The organism is uncultured Imperialibacter sp., assembly GCF_963974565.1.
In the GTDB taxonomy this organism is placed as follows: domain Bacteria; phylum Bacteroidota; class Bacteroidia; order Cytophagales; family Cyclobacteriaceae; genus Imperialibacter; species Imperialibacter roseus.
Map to the genome: position 1 here is coordinate 150,808 of NZ_CAXBCJ010000013.1, position 19,543 is coordinate 170,350.

Genomic DNA, 19,543 nt, shown 5'->3' on the forward strand with positions numbered 1-19,543 from the left:
TGTTATAAATATCTTTTTTTGAGTAATTTTTTGAGCTTATTACCCTTCACTTATAGTAATCTTAAACATTTATATAATCAACCTGCAGTTTGATTGAAGAGTCAACATTTTTGCAATTATTAGTTCTGATAGGTGGTTTTACACTTATTGCTGTTTCCTCCAACCAAATAGCAAGCCTGTTTCAAAAAATAAGGCTGCCTCTGATATCCGGTTTGATGATCACGGGTGTATTGGCGGGCCCTTATGTGCTCAATCTCATTCCTGAAATTGCGAAGTTTAAGTTGGGTTTCATCAGCCAAACTGCGCTGGCTTATATAGCTTTTGCCGCTGGCTCGGAGCTGTATCTGAATGAAATGCGGAGCCAGATCAAGAGTATTAAGTGGCATTCCATTACCCAAACGGTATTCACATTTGTGCTGGCTGGGATTATGATCTTCTTTCTGGAGGACACCATTCCTTTCATGCGAGGCTTAGGTTTTATGGAAAGGCTTTCGGTTGCCTTATTAACAGCCACCATCTTTATACCGACCTCTCCTGCATCTGTGATGGCTGTAATAAGCGAGCTGAGAGCCAAGGGGCCCTTTACCCAAATCACATTGGGAGTTACGATCGTCAAAGATTTTTTTGTGGTGGTTTTATTTGCAGTCATTTTGGCTGTAGCAAAAACACTCTCGAAAGGAGAGGACTTTGACCTGTTAAGCATACTTTTTATCGTTATAGAGCTCTGCCTCTCATTTGGCTTGGGGTGGTTGGTAGGTCGCATTCTTATGCTGTTTTTAGGCATTCGGCGCTCACATATTTTGAAGGCTGTTTTAGTGCTGGCCCTTGGTTATGGCGTTTACGTTTTCTCAGATTATTTTTTGGATATGTCCACCAACCTGACAGGGCACGAGTTATACCTCGAACCTCTGCTTATTTGTCTGGTTGCCAGTTTTTACGTGACTAATTTTTCTCCGCTGCGAGCTGAGTTTTTGCTGATTATTAAGAAAGTAGGTTCTCCTATTTATGTTGCTTTCTTTACGCTCATTGGCGCTACAATGGATCTTCCCGTGTTGCTGCTGGTTTGGCCTATTGCTCTATTGTTTTTTGCCATACGCTTCGGCACCATTGCTATTGGTGGGTTGCTGGGCAATGCAGTAGCAAGAGGGCCGAGAAGGTTTTATAAAGTCATTTGGATGCCGTTTATTTCGCAAGCTGGCGTGGCACTGGGTCTTGCCACTGCAGTGGCCAATCAGTTTCCAGATTGGGGCCCTGATTTCGCCACGCTTGTTATCGCCATCATAGTTATCAACCAGCTGGTGGGGCCACCCTTTATCCGCTGGGCCATCGATTTAATAGGTGAAGACAGAAGCAGAGCCGAGACACCCAAGTTTGATGGGGTGATGGATGCTTTAATTTTTGGCTACGAAAGCCAGTCGCTGGCACTTTCCAGACAGCTGATGGACAAAGGATGGAAAGTTGAAATGGTTACTCTTGTGGACGAAAAAGACGTCGAAATACCTGAGGGCATTAAGTTTCACTTTAGAAAGGAAATAGACAAGGCGGTATTTGCAGGTGTGGATACCAAGAAGTTTGACACTATCGTTACGCTGCTTTCCGACGACGAAAATTATAAAATCTGCGAAATGGTATATGAGCAGATCGGCACCAAGCAACTGGTGGTACGGCTCAATGAGCGCTCCAATATGGAGAAGTTTATCCAGCTTGGGGCTAAAGTGATCGATCCATCTACAGCTATGGTGAGCTTGCTTGACCATTTTGTGCGATCTCCTCAAGCCACAAGCCTTTTGCTGGGCATGGAGCAGGGCCAGGACACCAGGGACCTGGTTATTCGGAATCCAGACTTCCATGGATTACCTCTTCGAAGCCTTCGTTTGCCTCCGGAAGTTATTATTCTCTCGATTCGCCGTGCAGGGCAAATGATCATCTCCCACGGATATACACGGCTGAGAGCAGGCGACATCGTGACCATGGTTGGGTCTAACAAGAGCCTGGATGAAATTGAACTGCGCTTTGGCAACTAACGGTGCGTGAGCCAGAAGCCCCATTTTTACTAGCCAATTCTTTATTCTGCAAGCATTAATCCTATATCTTTGCGGCCTGAAACGAAATCAGCCAACGGCTGGTGCTCTTTCTTTTGGAACCGAATAAGACGAACTGATGAATTCTCAAAACACACCTAAAGAAGAAACCAACTTGCTTCGTACCCTCATTGCTCATGCCAAGGAGTATGGCTTCATATACCCTTCAAGTGAAATATATGACGGCCTCCAGGCAGTATATGATTATGGTGCTTATGGTGTGGAGCTGAAGAACAATATCAAAAAAGTTTGGTGGGAAAGCATGACCCGCCTGAACGAGAACATTGTGGGCATCGACGCCGCCATCTTCATGCATCCAACTACCTGGAAGGCATCTGGCCACGTCGACGGGTTCAACGACCCGATGATCGACAACAAAGACTCGAAGAAGCGCTATCGGGCCGACAATCTCATTGAAGATAAGGCTACTGAGTATGAGAATAACGGTGAAAGTGCCAAAGCAGAGCAGCTGCTTGCCGACATGAACAGGCTGCTGACCGCTGAAGACCTGAAAGGAGTAAAAGAACTCATTGAGAGCCACAAAATTGTTTGCCCCATCTCCGGCACTGCCAATTGGACAGAGGTGCGTCAATTCAACCTGATGTTTTCCACCAAAATTGGTTCGGTGTCTGAGGAGGCCGATGTGGTTTACCTGAGGCCCGAAACAGCCCAGGGGATTTTCGTCAACTTCCTGAATGTGCAGAAGACAGCCAGGATGAAAGTGCCTTTTGGTATTGCCCAGATCGGTAAGGCTTTCAGAAATGAAATTGTCGCCCGCCAGTTCATTTTCCGAATGAGGGAATTTGAGCAGATGGAGATGCAGTTTTTTGTCCGTCCGGGTGAAGAAATGAAGTGGTACGAGTACTGGAAAGAGGCCCGGATGAAATGGCACCTGGCGCTGGGCACTCCGGCTGAAAAGCTGAAGTTTCACAACCACGATAAGTTGGCGCATTATGCCAATGCCGCTGTTGATATCGAGTACCAATTTCCATTCGGGTTCAAAGAAGTGGAGGGCATCCACAGCCGCACCGACTTTGACCTAAAAAACCACCAGGAGTTTTCGAAGAAAAAGCAGCAGTACTTCGATACAGAAATCAATCAGAACTACATTCCCTACGTGGTGGAAACGTCCATCGGTGCCGACAGGGCATTTTTGATGGTGTTGAGCAATGCTTATACGGAAGAGACCGTAGGTGAGGGGGATGAAAAGAAGGAAAGAACTTATTTGAAGCTACACCCGGCTTTGGCACCTATCAAGGCAGCCATTTTCCCATTGGTGAAGAAAGATGGGCTGCCTGAAAAAGGCCGCCAGATTTTTGACATGCTGAAGTACGATTTCAACCTGATTTATGAAGAGCAGCAATCAATCGGCAAGCGCTACACCCGCCAGGATTTGATAGGCACACCGTTCTGTATCGCAGTGGATTACGAGACGATGGAAAACGATACTGTCACCATCCGCCACCGTGACACCATGGCGCAGGAAAGAGTGCATATCTCAGAACTGAAGGAGAAAATTGGAGAGGCAGTTTCTATTAAGAGGATATTTGAGAAGCTTTAGAAGGTTTGTTTTGAATTTTAGGGCTTCCTTGCGGGAGTGCCGTTTTTGCTCTCCGCTTCTCTAATTTTATTCTCAATCAACTCTTTGTGTCGTCTTTTGTCGGCATTTACAATTTTTCTAATATCATCTTGCTCAAGCGGTTTATTGTAAATCGATGAAATTACTAGGTAATCTTCAGGTAGACTTATTATTACTTGGTCTTCATGGAAAACTACAGATATTTGAGATGTAAAGTCAAAACTTCCGACAGCAGCAGCCTTAAAGCCTGAAAATGAATTGATAATAGTTATCTCTGTTTCCTGCTTACGCAATAATTCATCGACTAGGAGATGTAAACTATGTTTGAATAGCAAGTTGGTTTTACTTCCGTTTAAAAGAATTCTGCTTACACTTTTGTCATAATGTTTTTCGAAGACGCTCCAAGACTTCCGCAGCTCCTCTTGTAGGGAATAAATGAAAGGATTTAGAAAATTTGTAAGGTAGCCCTTTGATTTTATGACTCCAGACAAATTTATTAGACTCTCAAGTTTCTTATCAAGCAGTGCTATCTCCTTGTCCAAATCATCTGGCTCTTCAATGCTTTCCCCAATAGCCCCCTTGATCATAATCTCTAAACACCTGACAAGATTGCCGCCTATGTACTCAACGAAAGGCTCGATTTGACCTACGTCAGCAAGCCGCAGAGCTGCGAAATAATTTTCCTTGTCCTCAGTTTTAATGATAACAGGTGGGAAACCATACTGCATCAAAATGAAATTCATCAAGATTCTTGCCAGCCTTCCATTCCCGTCGTCGAATGGATGTATTCTGATAAATCTATAGTGAAATTCTGCCGCCACCAGAACCGGGTTGAGGTCTTTTGCCTTTTCCTCCCCTAGCCACTCCATTAGGTCGTGCATCAGTGCTGGCGTTTCCTCGGGAGTGGAAAAGCGGAATATTTCCCCGGTTTTTGTCTTTACATGATTGGGCTGAGTTTTATAGGCACCAATAGTTATTCTCTTTTTTGTGGGTTTACCATCGGGAGTAATAGCATCTGCTTCGTAGGATTCCTTCAGGAGTAGCTTGTGAAGTTCTCTAATGAAATTCTCGGTAAGTGGCCTTTCCTCTTTTACCACGTCGAGCACCAGATTAATAGCTTCATTGTGGCCGGTGATCTCAAAATGATCCTTTAGCGGCTTGCCCTGAGCGGTGATTCCAAAAAGTATCAGCGCTTTCGTTTCTCCGTAGGTGAGTGAGTTGCCTTCAAGGTTATTGGAATGGTAGTTCCAGTCCAGGCGGAACTTGTCCATAATCCTTCTCTCGTCTTCAGGCTTAATGGGCCTGAGCTGGTCTAGTTCCTTTTTTAATTGAAGCGCTTTTGCAACAGAATCCATCCTTTTCGTTATTCTTATGGTTTAAAGATACCAAGTATTAGTTACCTCATTCCAACCTGAATGGCTTATTTTCTATCTGCTGGTGTAGTTTTCGCATTTTTGTGGGTTGTCGTAAGAAGAAGAGCTCGCTCAGAAAGCTATTGGCGATGGATGCGCTGGGAAAGGCCCTCACTGACACCAGACAAAGTTCGACCCCATATTGAAAAGCACTTCGACTACTACCGGCGCCTTCCTGCTGGGTTCAAGATTGAATTTGAGAACAAGCTGATAGAATTTATCGACCGCAAGGATTTCACTCCCCGCCAAATGCAGTCGGTAACGGAAGAAATGAAGGTGCTGATTTCGGCAGCGGCTACCCAGCTCACTTTTGGCCTGCCTGATATCTATCTCGAAAACTTCAGCAGAATACTGGTCTACCCTGATGACTACTACAGCACCATTTTCAAACGCTACCATCGGGGTGAAGTGAACCTGGGAGGCGGCATTATTGTCCTGTCCTGGAAAAGCTTTGTGAGTGGCTATGCCGATGGATCTGATGGACGCAACCTGGGCCTGCACGAAATGGCCCATGCCCTGAAGCTGGAGAATGGAATCTTTAACCAGGAGTATAACTTCTTTGACGAAGGAGTGCTACAGGAGTGGACCACTATTGCCCGCAATACCATCGGCGAAATACGGGAAGGAACGGAGACCTTCTTCAGAAGCTATGGAGGGGTTTCCATAGACGAATTTTTTGCCGTGGCCATAGAGAATTTCTTCGAGAGGCCAGTCGGCTTTCATCAGGAGCACCCCAGGCTTTACAAGTTTACAGTGCTTTTGTTAAGGCAGGACCCCATCAGGTTATTATCTTTGGCGCAATGATCTGGAAAGAACTCCTCAACAGCCAACGATACGGCGCCACCAAAAGCATCAACTTCGACCCTGCCCGCAGTCCTTTCGAAATGGACTATGACCGCATTATTTTCTCCTATCCTTTTCGCAGGCTGCAGGACAAAACGCAGGTATTTCCTTTGCCCGACCACGACTTTGTGCACAACCGGCTTACCCACAGCCTTGAGGTGTCAAGCGTGGGTAGGTCGCTGGGCAAAATGGTGGGGGAGAAAATACTGGAAAGAGAAAAAGGCCTTGCGCTCACAGCCGCTGACTTTGGTTCCATTGTGGCTGCTGCCTGCCTGGCGCACGATATCGGCAACCCACCGTTCGGGCATTCTGGCGAAAAAGCCATTTCGGAATTTTTTCTTAACCATGTCGAAGGAAGGATATTCGAGTCGAAAGTAACAAAAGCCGAATGGGCTGATCTTGTTTCATTTGAGGGCAACGCCCAGGGGCTTCGGCTGCTTTGCCATGCTCAAAACAAAGGGCTGCGGCTTACGCATGCTACGCTGGCGGCATTTACCAAGTACCCCTGCCAGTCGTCATTTGAAGGGAAGAGTAAAGAGAAAAAGAGCCAGAAGAAGTTTGGTTTTTATCAGACAGAAGCAAACATCTTTCAGGAAGTAGCAGCAGCCACCAGCCTGAAGGAAGAAATAAAAAACATAGCCTGGGCCAGGCATCCGCTGGTGTACCTGGTGGAAGCTGCTGACGACACCTGCTATCATATCATAGATTTGGAGGATGGGTGCCGGCTTGGTTGGGTGCGCTACGAGGTGGCGAGAGACTTACTGGCTGAAATAATAGGCGACGCTTACAAACCGGAGAAGCTGGATGACCTGGAAACTGTGGAGGAAAAGATGGCGACGCTGAGGGCGCTTGCCATCAACATTTTAGTAGGGCAGTTAACGAAAGCCTTTCTGGATAACGAAAAGGAAATCCTTGATGGGACATTGAACGCTGACCTGTTTTCGCTGGTGCCTTGCAGTGCTACCTTGGAAAAAATCAGCAAACTGTCAGTGGCACAGATTTACCAGTCGAGGCAGGTAATCGAAAAAGAAGCGGCAGGGTTTCAGGTAATCTCAGGTTTGATGGAGGCTTTCTGTAGCGCTGCCTACAAAGTTCGTTTTGTTGACAAACCAGGCTATAGAGACCAGCTCGTATACAAACTCATGCCGTCAGACATTCTTTTGGGCATTCAAAAGTCAGAAACGACCTATCAACTCTTACGAACGGTGCTTGATTTCATCTCTGGCCTTACCGACGGCCACGCACTTTCCCTGTACCGAAACCTGACCGGCATTTCGCTGCCAGGAATAAGATCGTAGAAATAGGAAAGGAATAATGACCCTCAACTACCTTAGAAAGATTATTTCATTACATTTGTGCTCCGTTTGGAAATGTGGACCCAGTTAGCACATATCATCCTGAAATTCAGGCTTCCCCTTCTTATCATTCTGGTTATCCTTACAGCCTTTTTTGGCTATCAGGCCCGGAAAGTTGAGTGGTCGTTCGATCTTGCCAAAACAGTTCCGGATACAGACCCCGACATGGTCTATTTTCAGGAATTCAAAAAGCTGTTTGGTGAAGATGGAAACATGCTGGCTATTGGCGTAAAAGACAGCGCCATCTATAAGGTGGAGAACTTTCAAAAGTTCAGGTACTTGGCCGACGAGCTGGCCCGCATCAACAATATCACAAACGTACTTTCCCTTCCCAGCCTCCAGCACCTTGTAAAGAACGATGAAAAAAAGCGGCTGGAAATGAAGCCGTTTTTCACGAGCATTCCTGACACGCAACCGGCGCTCGACTCTATGTTGCGGGAGGCTAACCAAATCAAAGTTTATAGCGGTCAGCTAATCAACCCTGACAATGGAGCCACGCTTATCATGGTGTCCATCAACAAGGAAATTCTCAGCACAAAAAACCGTGATGGTGTGGTGGGCGATGTGCTGATGGTGGCTCAGCTATTTGAAGAGGAAACGGGCATCAAGCTACACTATGCTGGCTTGCCCTACATCAGATTTATCAACACAAGCAAGGTAAAGGCCGAGCTCCAGCTATTTCTCGTGCTTTCTATCATTGTTACGGGCATCATCCTTTTCTTTTTCTTCCGGTCATTCCAGGCTGTGCTTTTCCCGCTCATTCTTATTGGCACCATGATCGTATGGGTGATGGGAACGCTGTCTCTCTTTGGCTATAAAATCACCCTGCTTACTGGGCTCATTCCGCCAATTATTGTCGTCATAGGCATACCCAACTGCGTGTATTTGCTCAACAAATACCACCAGGAATATGCCCTGCATGGCGACAAAATGATGGCCTTGTCGAACATGATCAGGCGGATCGGTATTGTGACGTTGATGACCAACTTCACTACGGCCATTGGATTTCTCGTGCTTCTTATTGTCGACATTGTGGTGCTTCGTGAATTTGGAACCATTGCCGGCATTAATATCATGTCCACTTTCATCGTGAGCATCGTATTCATCCCGACGGTATTCTCTTATTTGCCCCCACCTAAAAAGCGCCACCTGAAGCACCTCGACATGAAGCCGCTGGCTAAGCTGCTGTATGGGATAGACCTTCTGGTGCACAGGCACAAATACAAAGTGTTTTTGTTCTCAATAGTGTTGGTAGCGGTGTCGATATTTGGAATGACTCGTATCAGAGCAGTTTCGCATATGATCGATGACCTACCCGACGATAGCCCCGTTAGGTATGACCTGGCTTTCTTCGAGGAGAATTTTAGTGGTGTTATGCCACTGGAGCTCTTGATTGATACTGGCAACAAAAAGGGAGTACTCAACCTGAATAACCTCAGGAAAATTGATCAATTGGTCAATTTCCTTGACAGCATACCTTACATCTCTCAGCCTGTTTCCATCGTAAGTTTTGTGAAGGCTGCCCGGCAGGCTTTTTACAACGAAAACCCGGCGTTTTACTCGCTGCCAACCAGCCGGGATCAGGCATTTGTCCTTCGCTATCTTCAGGGTGAGGCTGGAATGAGCTCAGGCCTGGCCAGTAACTTTATTGACTCAACCGGTCAGATCGTTCGTGTGTCAGTACGTATCGCCGATGTGGGCTCAGATAAAATGGATAGCTTGGTCACTCAGGTAATAGAGCCGAAGATTACCGACCTTTTTGAAGGAACAAAAATGTCTGCCACCATCACCGGCACTACTTTACTTTTCATAAAGGGCAATAAATTCCTGATACAAAACCTGATCAGTAGCATGGTGCTGGCCTTTTTTGTTATCGCCATTGTGATGGGGCTGCTTTTCAGAAACCTGCGGATGATCATTGTTTCCCTGATACCCAACTTTATTCCGTTGATTATTACGGCGGGAATCATGGGTTATTTTGGGATACCACTCAAGCCAAGCACTGCCCTTATTTTTAGCATTGCTTTCGGGATATCGGTTGATAACTCCATCCACTTCCTGGCCAAGTACAGGCTGGAATTGTTTGCGAACAATTTCTTTGTGCCAGTGGCAGTGAGCAAAAGCATCAAAGAAGTGGGATCCAGCATGATCTATACTTCGATCATTCTTTTCTTTGGCTTCGTAATATTTGCCTTTTCAGAATTTGGCGGAACGGTGGCGCTCGGAACGCTGACCTCCACCACTTTGTTCTTTGCCATGTTTACGAACACCATCTTGCTGCCGTCTTTACTGCTGCGATTCGATAGCGGCAAGAGGAACAAAAACGAGCATTTGCTTATTGATAGCTATAGCGATTTTTACACGGAAAATGACGACGAAGAAATTGACATTGACCGAATTAAGCTGGAAGAGCTCAATAGCAAACAAACACAATCGTAGTACTTAAAGATTGAATTTTCAGGAGAAGATCATGACGAAAGCTGTGAAATACAGAGAGTATAAATCTATAGACTTGGCCAAGGTAGCTTCCGAAGTGCTGGAAGACTGGAAGCAGAAGAAAATATTTGAAAAATCTGTAAGCTCAAGAGAGGGCCGCCCGACTTTTACTTTCTACGAAGGTCCCCCATCGGCCAATGGCACACCGGGTATTCACCACGTGATGGCGAGGACGGTGAAGGATATTTTTTGTCGTTATAAAACGCAGCAAGGCTTTCAGGTAAAAAGAAAAGGCGGTTGGGATACTCATGGTTTGCCTGTTGAACTTCAGGTAGAAAAAGAGCTGGGCATCACCAAAGACGATATCGGCAAGAAAATATCAGTTGAGGAGTACAACCAGAAGTGCCGTGAGGCGGTGATGAAGTTCAAAGGGCAGTGGGACGACCTCACTGAGAAAATGGGCTACTGGGTCGATTTGGACAATCCTTACATCACCTTCGAGAAAGATTATATCGAGTCTGTCTGGAATTTATTGCAGAAGTTTTACGACAAAGGCCTTCTTTACAAAGGCTACACCATACAGCCGTATTCGCCCGCAGCAGGCACCGGTCTTAGCTCTCACGAACTGAACCAGCCGGGCACGTATAAAATGGTGAAGGACACCACCATTGCGGCGCAGTTTAAAATCGAAGGAACAGAAAACGACTACTTCCTTGCCTGGACCACCACCCCGTGGACTTTGCCAGCCAACAACGGTTTGGCTGTGGGTAAGGAGATCGCCTACGTGAAGGTGGCCACTTTCAATCAGTATACTTTTTCGCCGGTAAATGTAATCCTGGCAAAAGACAGAGTCAGTGCTTACTTCAATCAGAAGGCCGCCGACCTAAAGCTGGAAGACTATAAGCCCGGCGACAAGTTGATTCCTTTTAAAGTGGTGCAGGAGTACAAAGGCAAAGAACTGGCCGGCATGGCCTACGAGCAGCTCGTTCCTGTGGTGAAGCTGGAAAAACCTGCTTTCACTGTGGTGATTGGCGACTTTGTGACGACCGAAGACGGCACAGGCATCGTGCATATCTCCAAGACCTTTGGTGCGGATGACTTTCGAACCTCCGTGCAGAACAACCTGCCCGGTGTTTTTGTAAAAGATGAGGGTGGCTTTGAAGTGCCTATCGTTGACAGGAAAGGAAAGTTTGTCAATGAAGTGGGCGCCTACCTGAAAGCCAAGATGAAAGAGTGGGACATCACCGCCCACAAGGAGTATGACGAAGACGGATTTTATGTAAAGAACTATAAAGAGGAGGATGAAAGCGATCCGAATTTCAAATCGACGGACGTCATTATTTCCATCATTCTCAAGCAGGAAAACAAAGCCTTTAAGGTAGAGAAATACGAGCACACCTATCCGCATTGCTGGAGAACAGACAAGCCGGTGCTTTACTATCCTATGGATTCCTGGTTCATCAAAACCACAGCCTACAAAGACAAGCTGGTGGCATTGAACAACACCATCAACTGGAAGCCGCAGTCGACCGGAACCGGCCGCTTTGGCAACTGGCTGGAGAACCTGGTGGACTGGAACCTGAGCCGCAGCCGTTTCTGGGGCACGCCTTTGCCTATCTGGGCAACAGACGACAGGTCAGAAATGAAATGCATTGGCTCATTTGCCGAGCTGAAAGCAGAATCGGAAAAGGCGGTGAAAGCTGGCCTGATGAAGGCACCCGTTGCCGACGATATGGATCTGCACAGACCTTTCGTGGATGATGTGGTTTTGGTAAGTGAAAGTGGTCGTCCCATGCGCCGGGAGACTGACCTGATCGACGTTTGGTTTGACTCGGGCGCTATGCCCTATGCGCAGTGGCACTACCCATTTGAAAACAAGGAGATATTTGAAGCCAACTATCCTGCGGACTATATCGCAGAAGGTGTGGATCAAACCCGTGGCTGGTTCTTCACACTCCATGCAATAGCAGGTATGCTGTTCGACAGTGTAGCCTTCAAAAATGTGATTGCCAACGGTCTGGTATTGGACAAAAACGGCAATAAAATGTCGAAGCGCCTGGGCAATGCCGCTGACCCCTTCCTTACATTGGAGAAGTACGGTGCCGACCCCACCCGCTGGTATATGATCACCAATGCAAATCCGTGGGATAACCTCAAGTTTGATATCGATGGAATATTAGAAGTACAGCGTCGTTTCTTTGGAACCCTCTACAATACCTACAATTTCTTTGCGCTCTACGCCAATCTGGATGGGTTTAACTACAGTGAGGCTGTCGTTCCTTTGAATAAGAGAACAGAGAGCGACCGGTGGATTACCTCTCGCCTGAATACGGTGAAAAAGCAGGTGGCGGAAGCCTATGACGATTACGAGCCAACGAAGGCTGGCCGGTTGATTCAGAATTTTGTTGTGGACGATATGTCCAACTGGTATGTGCGCCTGAACAGGAAGCGTTTCTGGAAAGGTGAGTACAACGAAGACAAGAAAGCGGCTTACCAAACGTTGTACGACTGCCTGGAGACAGTAGCTCGCCTGGCTGCGCCGATCGCTCCTTTTTATATGGAGCGTGTTTTCTCTGACCTCAATAAGGTGTCAGGAAGGGAAACGGATGAGTCAGTACACCTGGCAGCGTTCCCTAAGGCTGACGAGTCGGCCATTGACAAAGAACTGGAAACGAAGATGGCGTTGGCTCAGGAGGTATCATCTTTGATTCACTCGCTTCGTAAAAAGCAGATGATCAAGGTACGTCAGCCACTGTCAAGAATTCTGATTCCTGTGCTGAATGCTTCTACCAGGCATTATATCGAAGCCGTGGAAGACCTTATTTTGTCAGAAGTAAATGTGAAGGCGATCGAGTATATAGATGATACATCGGGCATCCTTGTCAAAAGCATCAAGCCGAATTTCCGTAAGCTGGGTCAGCAGCATGGCCCGATCATGAAAGATATAGCCGCTGCTGTAAAGGAAATGACACAGGAAGATATTGTCAGCCTGGAGGGTACTGGCAAGTTCTTGCTGAAAACAGCCAAAGGCGACATTGAGCTTACGCCGGAAGATTTTGAGATTTCTTCAGAGGACATCCCTGGCTGGTTGGTTGCCAGTGAAAATGGCCTGACTGTCGCCCTCGACATCACCATTACAGACGAGCTGAAGAGGGAAGGAATCGCCCGTGATCTTGTGAACAGGGTGCAAAACCTGAGGAAGGACATGGGGCTTGACGTGCAGGACAAAATCAGGTTGTCGGTTAAAGAAGGCGAAAAAATGGTAAATGAGGCTTTGATTAGTTTCAAAGACTATATTTGCAGTGAGACCCAGGCCCTTTCGCTTGAAATGGTGGGAGATCTGACAGACGCTGTTGTTTTGGATATGGATGAGTTTAACCTCGAAGTCAAAGTAACCGTTTAAAGAGAGCAATCGTCGAAGCCAACACCTAACATTGTAAACTAAGGACAAAGTGAAGTATTTTAAATATTACCTACTGGCCATTGCAATGATCATTTTGGATCAGGTAGTTAAGTTGGCAGTACACTTCAATATGGAAATGGGCGTGGCCGGGCAGATTTACCTCCTTGGCGACGTATTTAAGCTTCACTACCTCACCAACCCGGGCATGGCCTTTGGTATGCAGCTGGGCAGCGAAAACGGCAAGCTTATCCTTACTGTTATCAGGCTCATAGCCATGGTTGTAATTGCTGTGTATCTCTACAGGCTGGCAAAAAAGGAAGTACACACTGGCCTTTTGTGGTGTGGTGCATTGATCCTTGGTGGAGCGATCGGCAACCTTATCGACAGTATCTTCTATGGCGTTTTTCTTAACAACGCTCCGTATGACGCCCCCAATCCGTGGTTTCATGGGCAGGTCATTGATATGTTCTACATTGACATCTGGGAAGGCCGAATCCCTGAGTGGGTGCCTTTGTTCGGTGGAGACTACACAGCGTTGTGGCCTGTTTTCAATGTGGCAGATGCTTCAATTTTCGTTGGTGTGGCAATTATTATAATATTCCAGAAGTCATTTTTCAAAGAAGCTGAGCACGGAGAAGGAGATGCTACTGGCGACTCTCAAACTTCCATTGTGGGACAGGTTCCTTCTGATGACGACGAAACAAGAAATGCTCAATCGGTTGGGTAAGCTGCAGGGGATAGTCTCACGCAAAGGCTTCTAAGACATAAAGAAGACTTTGAAATCATTTCTTTGGAGTGATGTTTCAATTTAAGTTGCCAGTGCACGACTTTAACTCGGGCCTCTGCAAGTAGTTCGCAAATAGTCGACAAAACGTGTAACTTCAGTCTTCCCGAACCTGTCAAACCAACGTAACGTTAATACAGGTATGTCGAGCTTTTCAAAAGAGATCAAACTTATTGCGGTCTGGCTGTCTGCCATTATCGTTTTCCTCACAGCCCTTTTTCTAATCAATCAGGTTTATCAGATTTATCACCTGGCGCTTGGCGTAAACGAGGCTTTCGGAAGGGTGGTACTTGTTACTTTAACAGCCATTTCCGCAGGTATTCTGCTGGTGCCTGTTTTCCTCTTTTTAAGACTACCGCAAACGCTCACTCCGCCGCAGGCGGAAGAACAAATTCCATCTCATAAAAGGAGGGTGTTCAGACGGCTCAGAAAGAATAAACTGTTGATTGCCGGAGGTCTTGTTCCCGCCTCTGAGGATCAATTGGAGGCTTCGCTAACCCGACTCAATGAGGAGGCAGACAAGATTATCAAACAAACGGCGCTGTCAGTATTCCTTACTACGTCCATCTCTCAAAACGGACGGCTTGATGCCTTCACCATCCTTTTTACTCACACACGCATGGTGTGGAAAATTTGCCATTTGTACCACCAGCGACCAGGTCTGAGAGATCTCACTCATCTTTATGCTAATATTGGCGCCACCACTTTTCTCGTATCCGAAATTGAAGACCTCGACATCAGTCTACAGCTTGAGTCGCTGCTGTCGGGCGTAACAAAAAGCACCTCATTCTCATCCATTCCAGTGGTAGGCCCCACAGCAACGCTGGTGATGGATTCACTTTTTGAAGGCTCCACCAATGCCTTTCTCACCTTGCGTGTGGGCATCATCGCCAGGCAATATTGTAGTTGCGTCATCACCTGGGATAGCAAGAAGGCGAGGAAAAGTGCTACCCTTGAAGCCGGAAAAATGTTGAGCCAGATTGTGACTCAGGGGTCAACAAAAGTTGTGGGAGGAATACTGAAAGCGGCCAAGAATGCGGGATTTCAGTCCATCAAGTCTGGTGGCCAGGCCATAGTGAAAGCGGGTGCCAAAATCACCGAAGGAGTTTCTTCTGCTGCCAGGAAAGTCAATCCTTTTGGAAAAAGAAAACTCGAAGCCAGGGAAAAGGATCAATAGAAATAGCGAAGATGCTTTGGACGGCACTTTGCTTCGACGTATTTTGAAGGCCTATTTTCAGTTAATTTCACCTATTCAACAAACCTGGAACTTAATCCATGGAAACATCTTTCAAAAACAGAGCTATAAAAGCTATCTTTTTCTTGCTTTTAGGGCTTCTACCCTCACTTTTGGCCCAAAGCCAAACTGTTGACTTAAATTCACAGATTCCAGTCGATAAAAATGTCAAGATCGGCACACTGAAAAATGGAATGAAATACTATATCCGACACAACGACCGTCCCGAAGACCGGGTGGAGTTGCGGTTGGTAGTAAATGCCGGGTCTATTCTGGAGGACCCAAGCCAACTCGGCCTTGCCCATTTCACGGAGCACATGGCCTTCAATGGCACAAAGAATTTCAAGAAAAACGAAATCGTCAATTACCTGCAATCAATAGGTGTGCAGTTTGGAGCCGATTTGAATGCGTATACAAGCTTTGACGAAACGGTCTACATTCTGCCGATACCCACAGACGACGAAAAAATTGTCAACCAGGGTCTTCAGATTCTGGAAGACTGGGCACACAATCTCACTTTTGAAGGAGAAGAAATAGACAAAGAGAGGGGGGTGGTGATTGAAGAGTGGAGGCTTGGCCAAAGTGGTGAGCGCCGGATGCTCGACAAATACCTGCCAGTGATTTATAAGGATTCGAGGTATGCGGAACGCCTTCCAATAGGCACCAAGGAAAACCTGGAGACCTTCCCGCATGAAGCGATCAAGCGGTTTTACAACGACTGGTACCGTCCTGATCTGATGGCTGTGGTAGCGGTGGGCGATATCGATGTGGCAGTGATGGAAGCCAAGATTCAAAAGTACTTTGGAAGGATACCTGCGGCTAAAAGCCCAAAGAAAAGGGAAGAATTTAAGGTGCCAGACCATTCCGACACCTATGTTTCGGTGCTGGCTGACAAAGAAGCTACATTCGCCCAGGTTCGCCTATATTTCAAAACCGACCCTGAAGAGGAAACAAAAGCCAGTGACTACAGAGACTTTCTTGTGGAAAGAGCTTTCACGGGCATGCTGAATAAGCGCTTGCAAGAGCTGACCAGAGAGGCAGAGCCCCCCTTTGTTTATGCCAGCACCAGCCATGGTGGCACCTGGGCAAGAACTAAAGATGCGTTTCAGGCCTTTGCGGTAGCAAATGAAAAAGACATAAAAGGTGGACTACAGGCCATGATTACCGAGCTGGAGCGGGTTCGTCGGCATGGGTTCACTCCAGGCGAGTTAAAACGCTACAAGCTTGACCTGCTGAAATCATACGAAGTAGCCTATAACGAAAGAGATAAGTCGGAGTCGGAGAACTATGTGGACGAATATGTCAACAACTTCCTCGAAAAGGAGCCAATACCAGGCATTGAGTGGGAATACAACTTCGCAAAAGAGTATGTTGAAGGGATAGGTCTTGATGAGGTAAATGCGCTGATCGAAAAATGGATCACAAAGGACAACAGGGTGGTGGTGATTACTGCACCGGAGAAAGAAGGTGTGGTATTGCCGACGGAGGACGAAGTGAAAGGCGTGCTTAACAGGATCAGGATATTGAAAGTTGATCCCTACGAAGACGAAGATTTTGGTGAGAGTCTGATGACTACCTTGCCCAAGCCAGGCAGTATAGTGTCAGAGAAAAAGAACGAGGCGCTGGGTGTTACCGAGCTCGATCTTTCGAATGGAGTAAAGGTGTTTTTGAAGCCGACCGACTTCAAGAACGACGAAATAGTGATGACTACCTGGAGTCCCGGGGGGCACAGCCTTGCTTCCGATGCCGACTACCAGTCTGCCTCTAATGCGGCCTCTTTGGTGGATCAGGGCGGTATTGCCGACTACGATATTACCACTTTGCAAAAAGTGCTTGCAGGAAAGAGTCTTGGCGTTACGCCATTTATCAGAGAGTTGAGTGAGGGCGTGCAGGGCAGCACGACGCCAGCTGACATGGAAACGTTCTTTCAGTTAACGAATATGTATTTCACGACTCCAAGAAAGGACGAAAAAGCGTTCCAGTCATTCATCACAAAGAATAAGTCCATTTTGTCCAATGTGATGGCCAATCCACAGTACTACTTTGTGGATCAGGTGCAGCGAACACTTTCCAACAACAGCATCAGAGGAGGCGGCTTCCCGACAGAGGCCGATTTGGATAAAATCGATCTGGACAAAGCGTTCGCCTTTTACCAGGACAGGTTCAGTGATGTGAGCGACTTCACTTTCTTCTTTGTGGGAGCATTCAAAGTAGATGAGATCAAGCCTATGCTGGAGCAGTACATTGCCAGCCTACCTGCTTCGGGAAGAAAAGATGAATGGAAGGACGTAAGTCCCCGCCCGCCAAAGGCACCTTTGGAGAAAATAGTCAAAAAAGGCGTTGACCAAAAAAGCCAGGTGATCATGTACTGGGATACCGAGCAGCCTTTCGACCGGAAGCAGGCTTACTATCTGTCGAGTTTTGGAGAAGTGATGACCATTAAGCTGGTTGAGTTACTTCGTGAAGAAAAAGGCGGTGTGTATGGCGTAGGAGCCAATGCCAATGCTGAGAACATGCCTTACGACCACTATACCTTTCAGGTAAGCTTCCCTTGTGGCCCGGAGAATGTGGATGAACTTGTGAAAGCCACTTTGGATGAACTGAAGAAGCTCCAGAAGGAAGGTGTGGGTGCCGAAGACTTGAAGAAAATTAAGGAAGGCCAACGTCGGGAGATCGAAGTGAGCCTAAAAAACAACAACTTCTGGGCCAGCACGCTGCGAACTTACTACTATCAGGGCTGGGATCCGGAAGGTATCCTAAAGGCGAAAGAAAGGATTGAAAGTCTGACTTCGAAAGACATGCAGGAAGCAGCTAAGAAGTATATCGACCCTGAGAAGTTCATCAAGCTGGTGTTGATGCCGGAAGAATAGGGAAATAGAAAGATATAATCGGGGCATTCCTAATAGGTGTGTCCCTCTTTTTTGGCACCGTTTTAAAAACGATCATGCCCCTACAAGGCTAGCACTACCAATGCCTGTTGTTTTTCTTACTGGCCCAAACCACAAGTGACGTTCGAACAAATGCAGTGTTTCTTCACCTGGATAAGCGCTGGATACAGCAGCGTACTAGTTCATTCACGATTTCATCAAAAACTACGTAGGCCAGATGCTTCAGTTTGATTTGGTTGAGGTGAAGAATAGCGTAAACAGAGGGTCTATACGTTGATTTGCTCTACTTTTGGTTACCAACCTAGACATTCTATTGGCGTAAATGAGTGCTGGGTTAACTATATTTATGATATGGAAAGAAAAATAGATTTACATATAGAAAAATTACCAGAAGGGGTCTACCTGGCAACTTCTGATGCTATTCAGGGGCTGGTTGCCCAGGGAAGAACAATTTCGGAAACGCTTGAGATCGCCAGAGATGTGGCCAAGAAACTGCTCGAAGCGCAGGAAGGAACCAATCCTATCGTGCTTCCGGAGTTCGATAATGAGTTTGATCTTCCGCTGGTGATTGGGATGTAATGGGTAGGTTGTCGGGCTTTAAATACCGTGAGATTGTAAAAATGCTAAAAAAGCTAGGTTTTTCATTTCATAGGCAAGCGGCCGGTAGCCATGAAATTTGGTGGAACGAAAGCACTGGTAGATTCACCACAATACCCAATCATCCTGGAGATATGCCAGAGGGAACTTTGAGAGCAATTCTCAAGCAATGCGATATTACACCAGAAGAATTTCTTAAAATGAAGTAGAAGCTTTTTTTCGAGGAGGCTTTATTAGAGCCATAGTTTAATTTTTCGTTAAAGCGTTTCTAATTTCCTCGAGCACCATAACAACATTCCTCTCAACTTCTTCATTGGTGAATCTAATCACTCTCAGGCCATGCTCTTTCAGGTCGTGGGTTCTTCCTTCCCCCATCATATTCTTTTTGCTCACTAAGGTTATGAATCTTGCCGTCCAACTCTATCACCAGTTTCGCTTCATGACAGTAAAAATCTGCAATAAATCCAGCCACAGGATGCTGCCTTCTAAACTTATGTCCTCCTAGCTTTCTTCCACTCAGGTTTTGCCATAGCAGGTCTTCTGCTGCCGTTTGATTCTTGCGCATATTTCGGGCATACTCGAAGAGTCTGCCTTGTGCATGTTTGTGGAAGTCTCGTTTGGGCATCTGTATAATATGTTTTCCTCACCCCGGCCCTCTCCCAAGGGAGAGGGGGCTCGCTCAGCCGGCTGCCAAATTACTTAATCCTTCTCCCCAGGGAGAAGGGTAGGGATGAGGTTTCTTCTTCAAGATATTTATTCCAGAAGCAAATCAAAAACCATTATTAATTGGGAATTGTACCCCCTCAGCTCGATTTTACTTAGATAAGGTAATAAAATACTATATTCTCCATTATTTACCGAAGGGCTGACTTTACTACCATGAAATAGCCATAAGGAAAGTCCATACCCAGCGGAATGAATAAAGTCGGAG

The 19,543-nt window shown here is 46.5% G+C and carries 14 protein-coding genes; 11 read left to right on the plus strand and 3 right to left on the minus strand.

The features are described 5' to 3' along the window. Positions 1 to 110 precede the first annotated feature (110 nt). Both AAC052_RS18430 and AAC052_RS18435 read left to right on the plus strand, forming a co-directional pair. The gene (locus tag AAC052_RS18430; RefSeq protein ID WP_339814954.1) at positions 111 to 2,024 is read left to right on the plus strand and encodes a cation:proton antiporter; all 1,914 of its coding nucleotides are present in this window, start codon (positions 111 to 113) and stop codon (positions 2,022 to 2,024) included. Positions 2,025 to 2,160: 136 nt separating this feature from the next. After that, positions 2,161 to 3,642 carry a glycine--tRNA ligase gene (locus AAC052_RS18435; RefSeq protein WP_317488652.1) on the plus strand — a complete coding sequence of 494 codons (1,482 nt, stop codon included), beginning with the start codon at positions 2,161 to 2,163 and terminating at the stop codon, positions 3,640 to 3,642. A gap of 17 nt (positions 3,643 to 3,659) precedes the next feature. Here the strand turns inward: AAC052_RS18435 and AAC052_RS18440 are convergent, their stop codons facing one another. After that, on the minus strand, positions 3,660 to 5,015 hold the full coding sequence (locus AAC052_RS18440; RefSeq protein WP_339814955.1) for a Fic family protein: 1,356 nt from the start codon (positions 5,013 to 5,015) through the stop codon (positions 3,660 to 3,662). A gap of 60 nt (positions 5,016 to 5,075) precedes the next feature. Here AAC052_RS18440 and AAC052_RS18445 point away from each other — a divergent pair, with 60 nt between their 5' ends. The 9 genes from AAC052_RS18445 (at position 5,076) to AAC052_RS18485 (ending at position 18,821) form a co-directional block, all read left to right on the plus strand. Next, positions 5,076 to 5,876 carry a zinc-dependent peptidase gene (locus tag AAC052_RS18445; RefSeq protein WP_339814956.1) on the plus strand — a complete coding sequence of 267 codons (801 nt, stop codon included), beginning with the start codon at positions 5,076 to 5,078 and terminating at the stop codon, positions 5,874 to 5,876. Beyond that, positions 5,873 to 7,213 carry a deoxyguanosinetriphosphate triphosphohydrolase gene (locus tag AAC052_RS18450; protein ID WP_317488650.1) on the plus strand — a complete coding sequence of 447 codons (1,341 nt, stop codon included), beginning with the start codon at positions 5,873 to 5,875 and terminating at the stop codon, positions 7,211 to 7,213. The genes AAC052_RS18445 and AAC052_RS18450 overlap by 4 nt, the downstream gene beginning before the upstream one ends. Positions 7,214 to 7,285: 72 nt before the next feature. Next, complete coding sequence (locus tag AAC052_RS18455) at positions 7,286 to 9,709, plus strand: MMPL family transporter (RefSeq protein WP_339814957.1); 2,424 nt, start codon at positions 7,286 to 7,288, stop codon at positions 9,707 to 9,709. 31 nt (positions 9,710 to 9,740) lie between these two features. Continuing rightward, positions 9,741 to 13,109 carry an isoleucine--tRNA ligase gene (gene ileS / locus AAC052_RS18460; protein ID WP_339814958.1) on the plus strand — a complete coding sequence of 1,123 codons (3,369 nt, stop codon included), beginning with the start codon at positions 9,741 to 9,743 and terminating at the stop codon, positions 13,107 to 13,109. Between the two features lie 49 nt (positions 13,110 to 13,158). Next, positions 13,159 to 13,836: a lipoprotein signal peptidase gene (locus AAC052_RS18465; RefSeq protein WP_317488647.1), complete on the plus strand. Its 678-nt coding sequence runs from the start codon at positions 13,159 to 13,161 to the stop codon at positions 13,834 to 13,836. Between the two features lie 199 nt (positions 13,837 to 14,035). After that, complete coding sequence (locus AAC052_RS18470; RefSeq protein WP_339814959.1) at positions 14,036 to 15,070, plus strand: DUF697 domain-containing protein; 1,035 nt, start codon at positions 14,036 to 14,038, stop codon at positions 15,068 to 15,070. Between the two features lie 251 nt (positions 15,071 to 15,321). Beyond that, complete coding sequence (locus AAC052_RS18475) at positions 15,322 to 17,997, plus strand: insulinase family protein (RefSeq protein WP_339814960.1); 2,676 nt, start codon at positions 15,322 to 15,324, stop codon at positions 17,995 to 17,997. Between the two features lie 369 nt (positions 17,998 to 18,366). Further along, a complete protein-coding gene (locus AAC052_RS18480) occupies positions 18,367 to 18,594 on the plus strand; it encodes a DUF1902 domain-containing protein (RefSeq protein ID WP_152001720.1) in 228 nt (75 codons plus the stop codon). Continuing rightward, positions 18,594 to 18,821 (plus strand): type II toxin-antitoxin system HicA family toxin, encoded by a 228-nt coding sequence (locus AAC052_RS18485; protein ID WP_339814961.1) that lies wholly within the window; start codon positions 18,594 to 18,596, stop codon positions 18,819 to 18,821. The genes AAC052_RS18480 and AAC052_RS18485 overlap by 1 nt, the downstream gene beginning before the upstream one ends. Positions 18,822 to 18,858: 37 nt before the next feature. On the opposite strand, the gene AAC052_RS18490 is transcribed toward AAC052_RS18485, so the two are convergent. Beyond that, the gene (locus AAC052_RS18490; RefSeq protein ID WP_339814962.1) at positions 18,859 to 18,990 is read right to left on the minus strand and encodes a DUF559 domain-containing protein; all 132 of its coding nucleotides are present in this window, start codon (positions 18,988 to 18,990) and stop codon (positions 18,859 to 18,861) included. Next, positions 18,935 to 19,237, minus strand: coding sequence for an endonuclease domain-containing protein (locus AAC052_RS18495; protein ID WP_339814963.1), 303 nt, complete (start codon positions 19,235 to 19,237; stop codon positions 18,935 to 18,937). The genes AAC052_RS18490 and AAC052_RS18495 overlap by 56 nt, the downstream gene beginning before the upstream one ends. Positions 19,238 to 19,543: the final 306 nt, after the last annotated feature.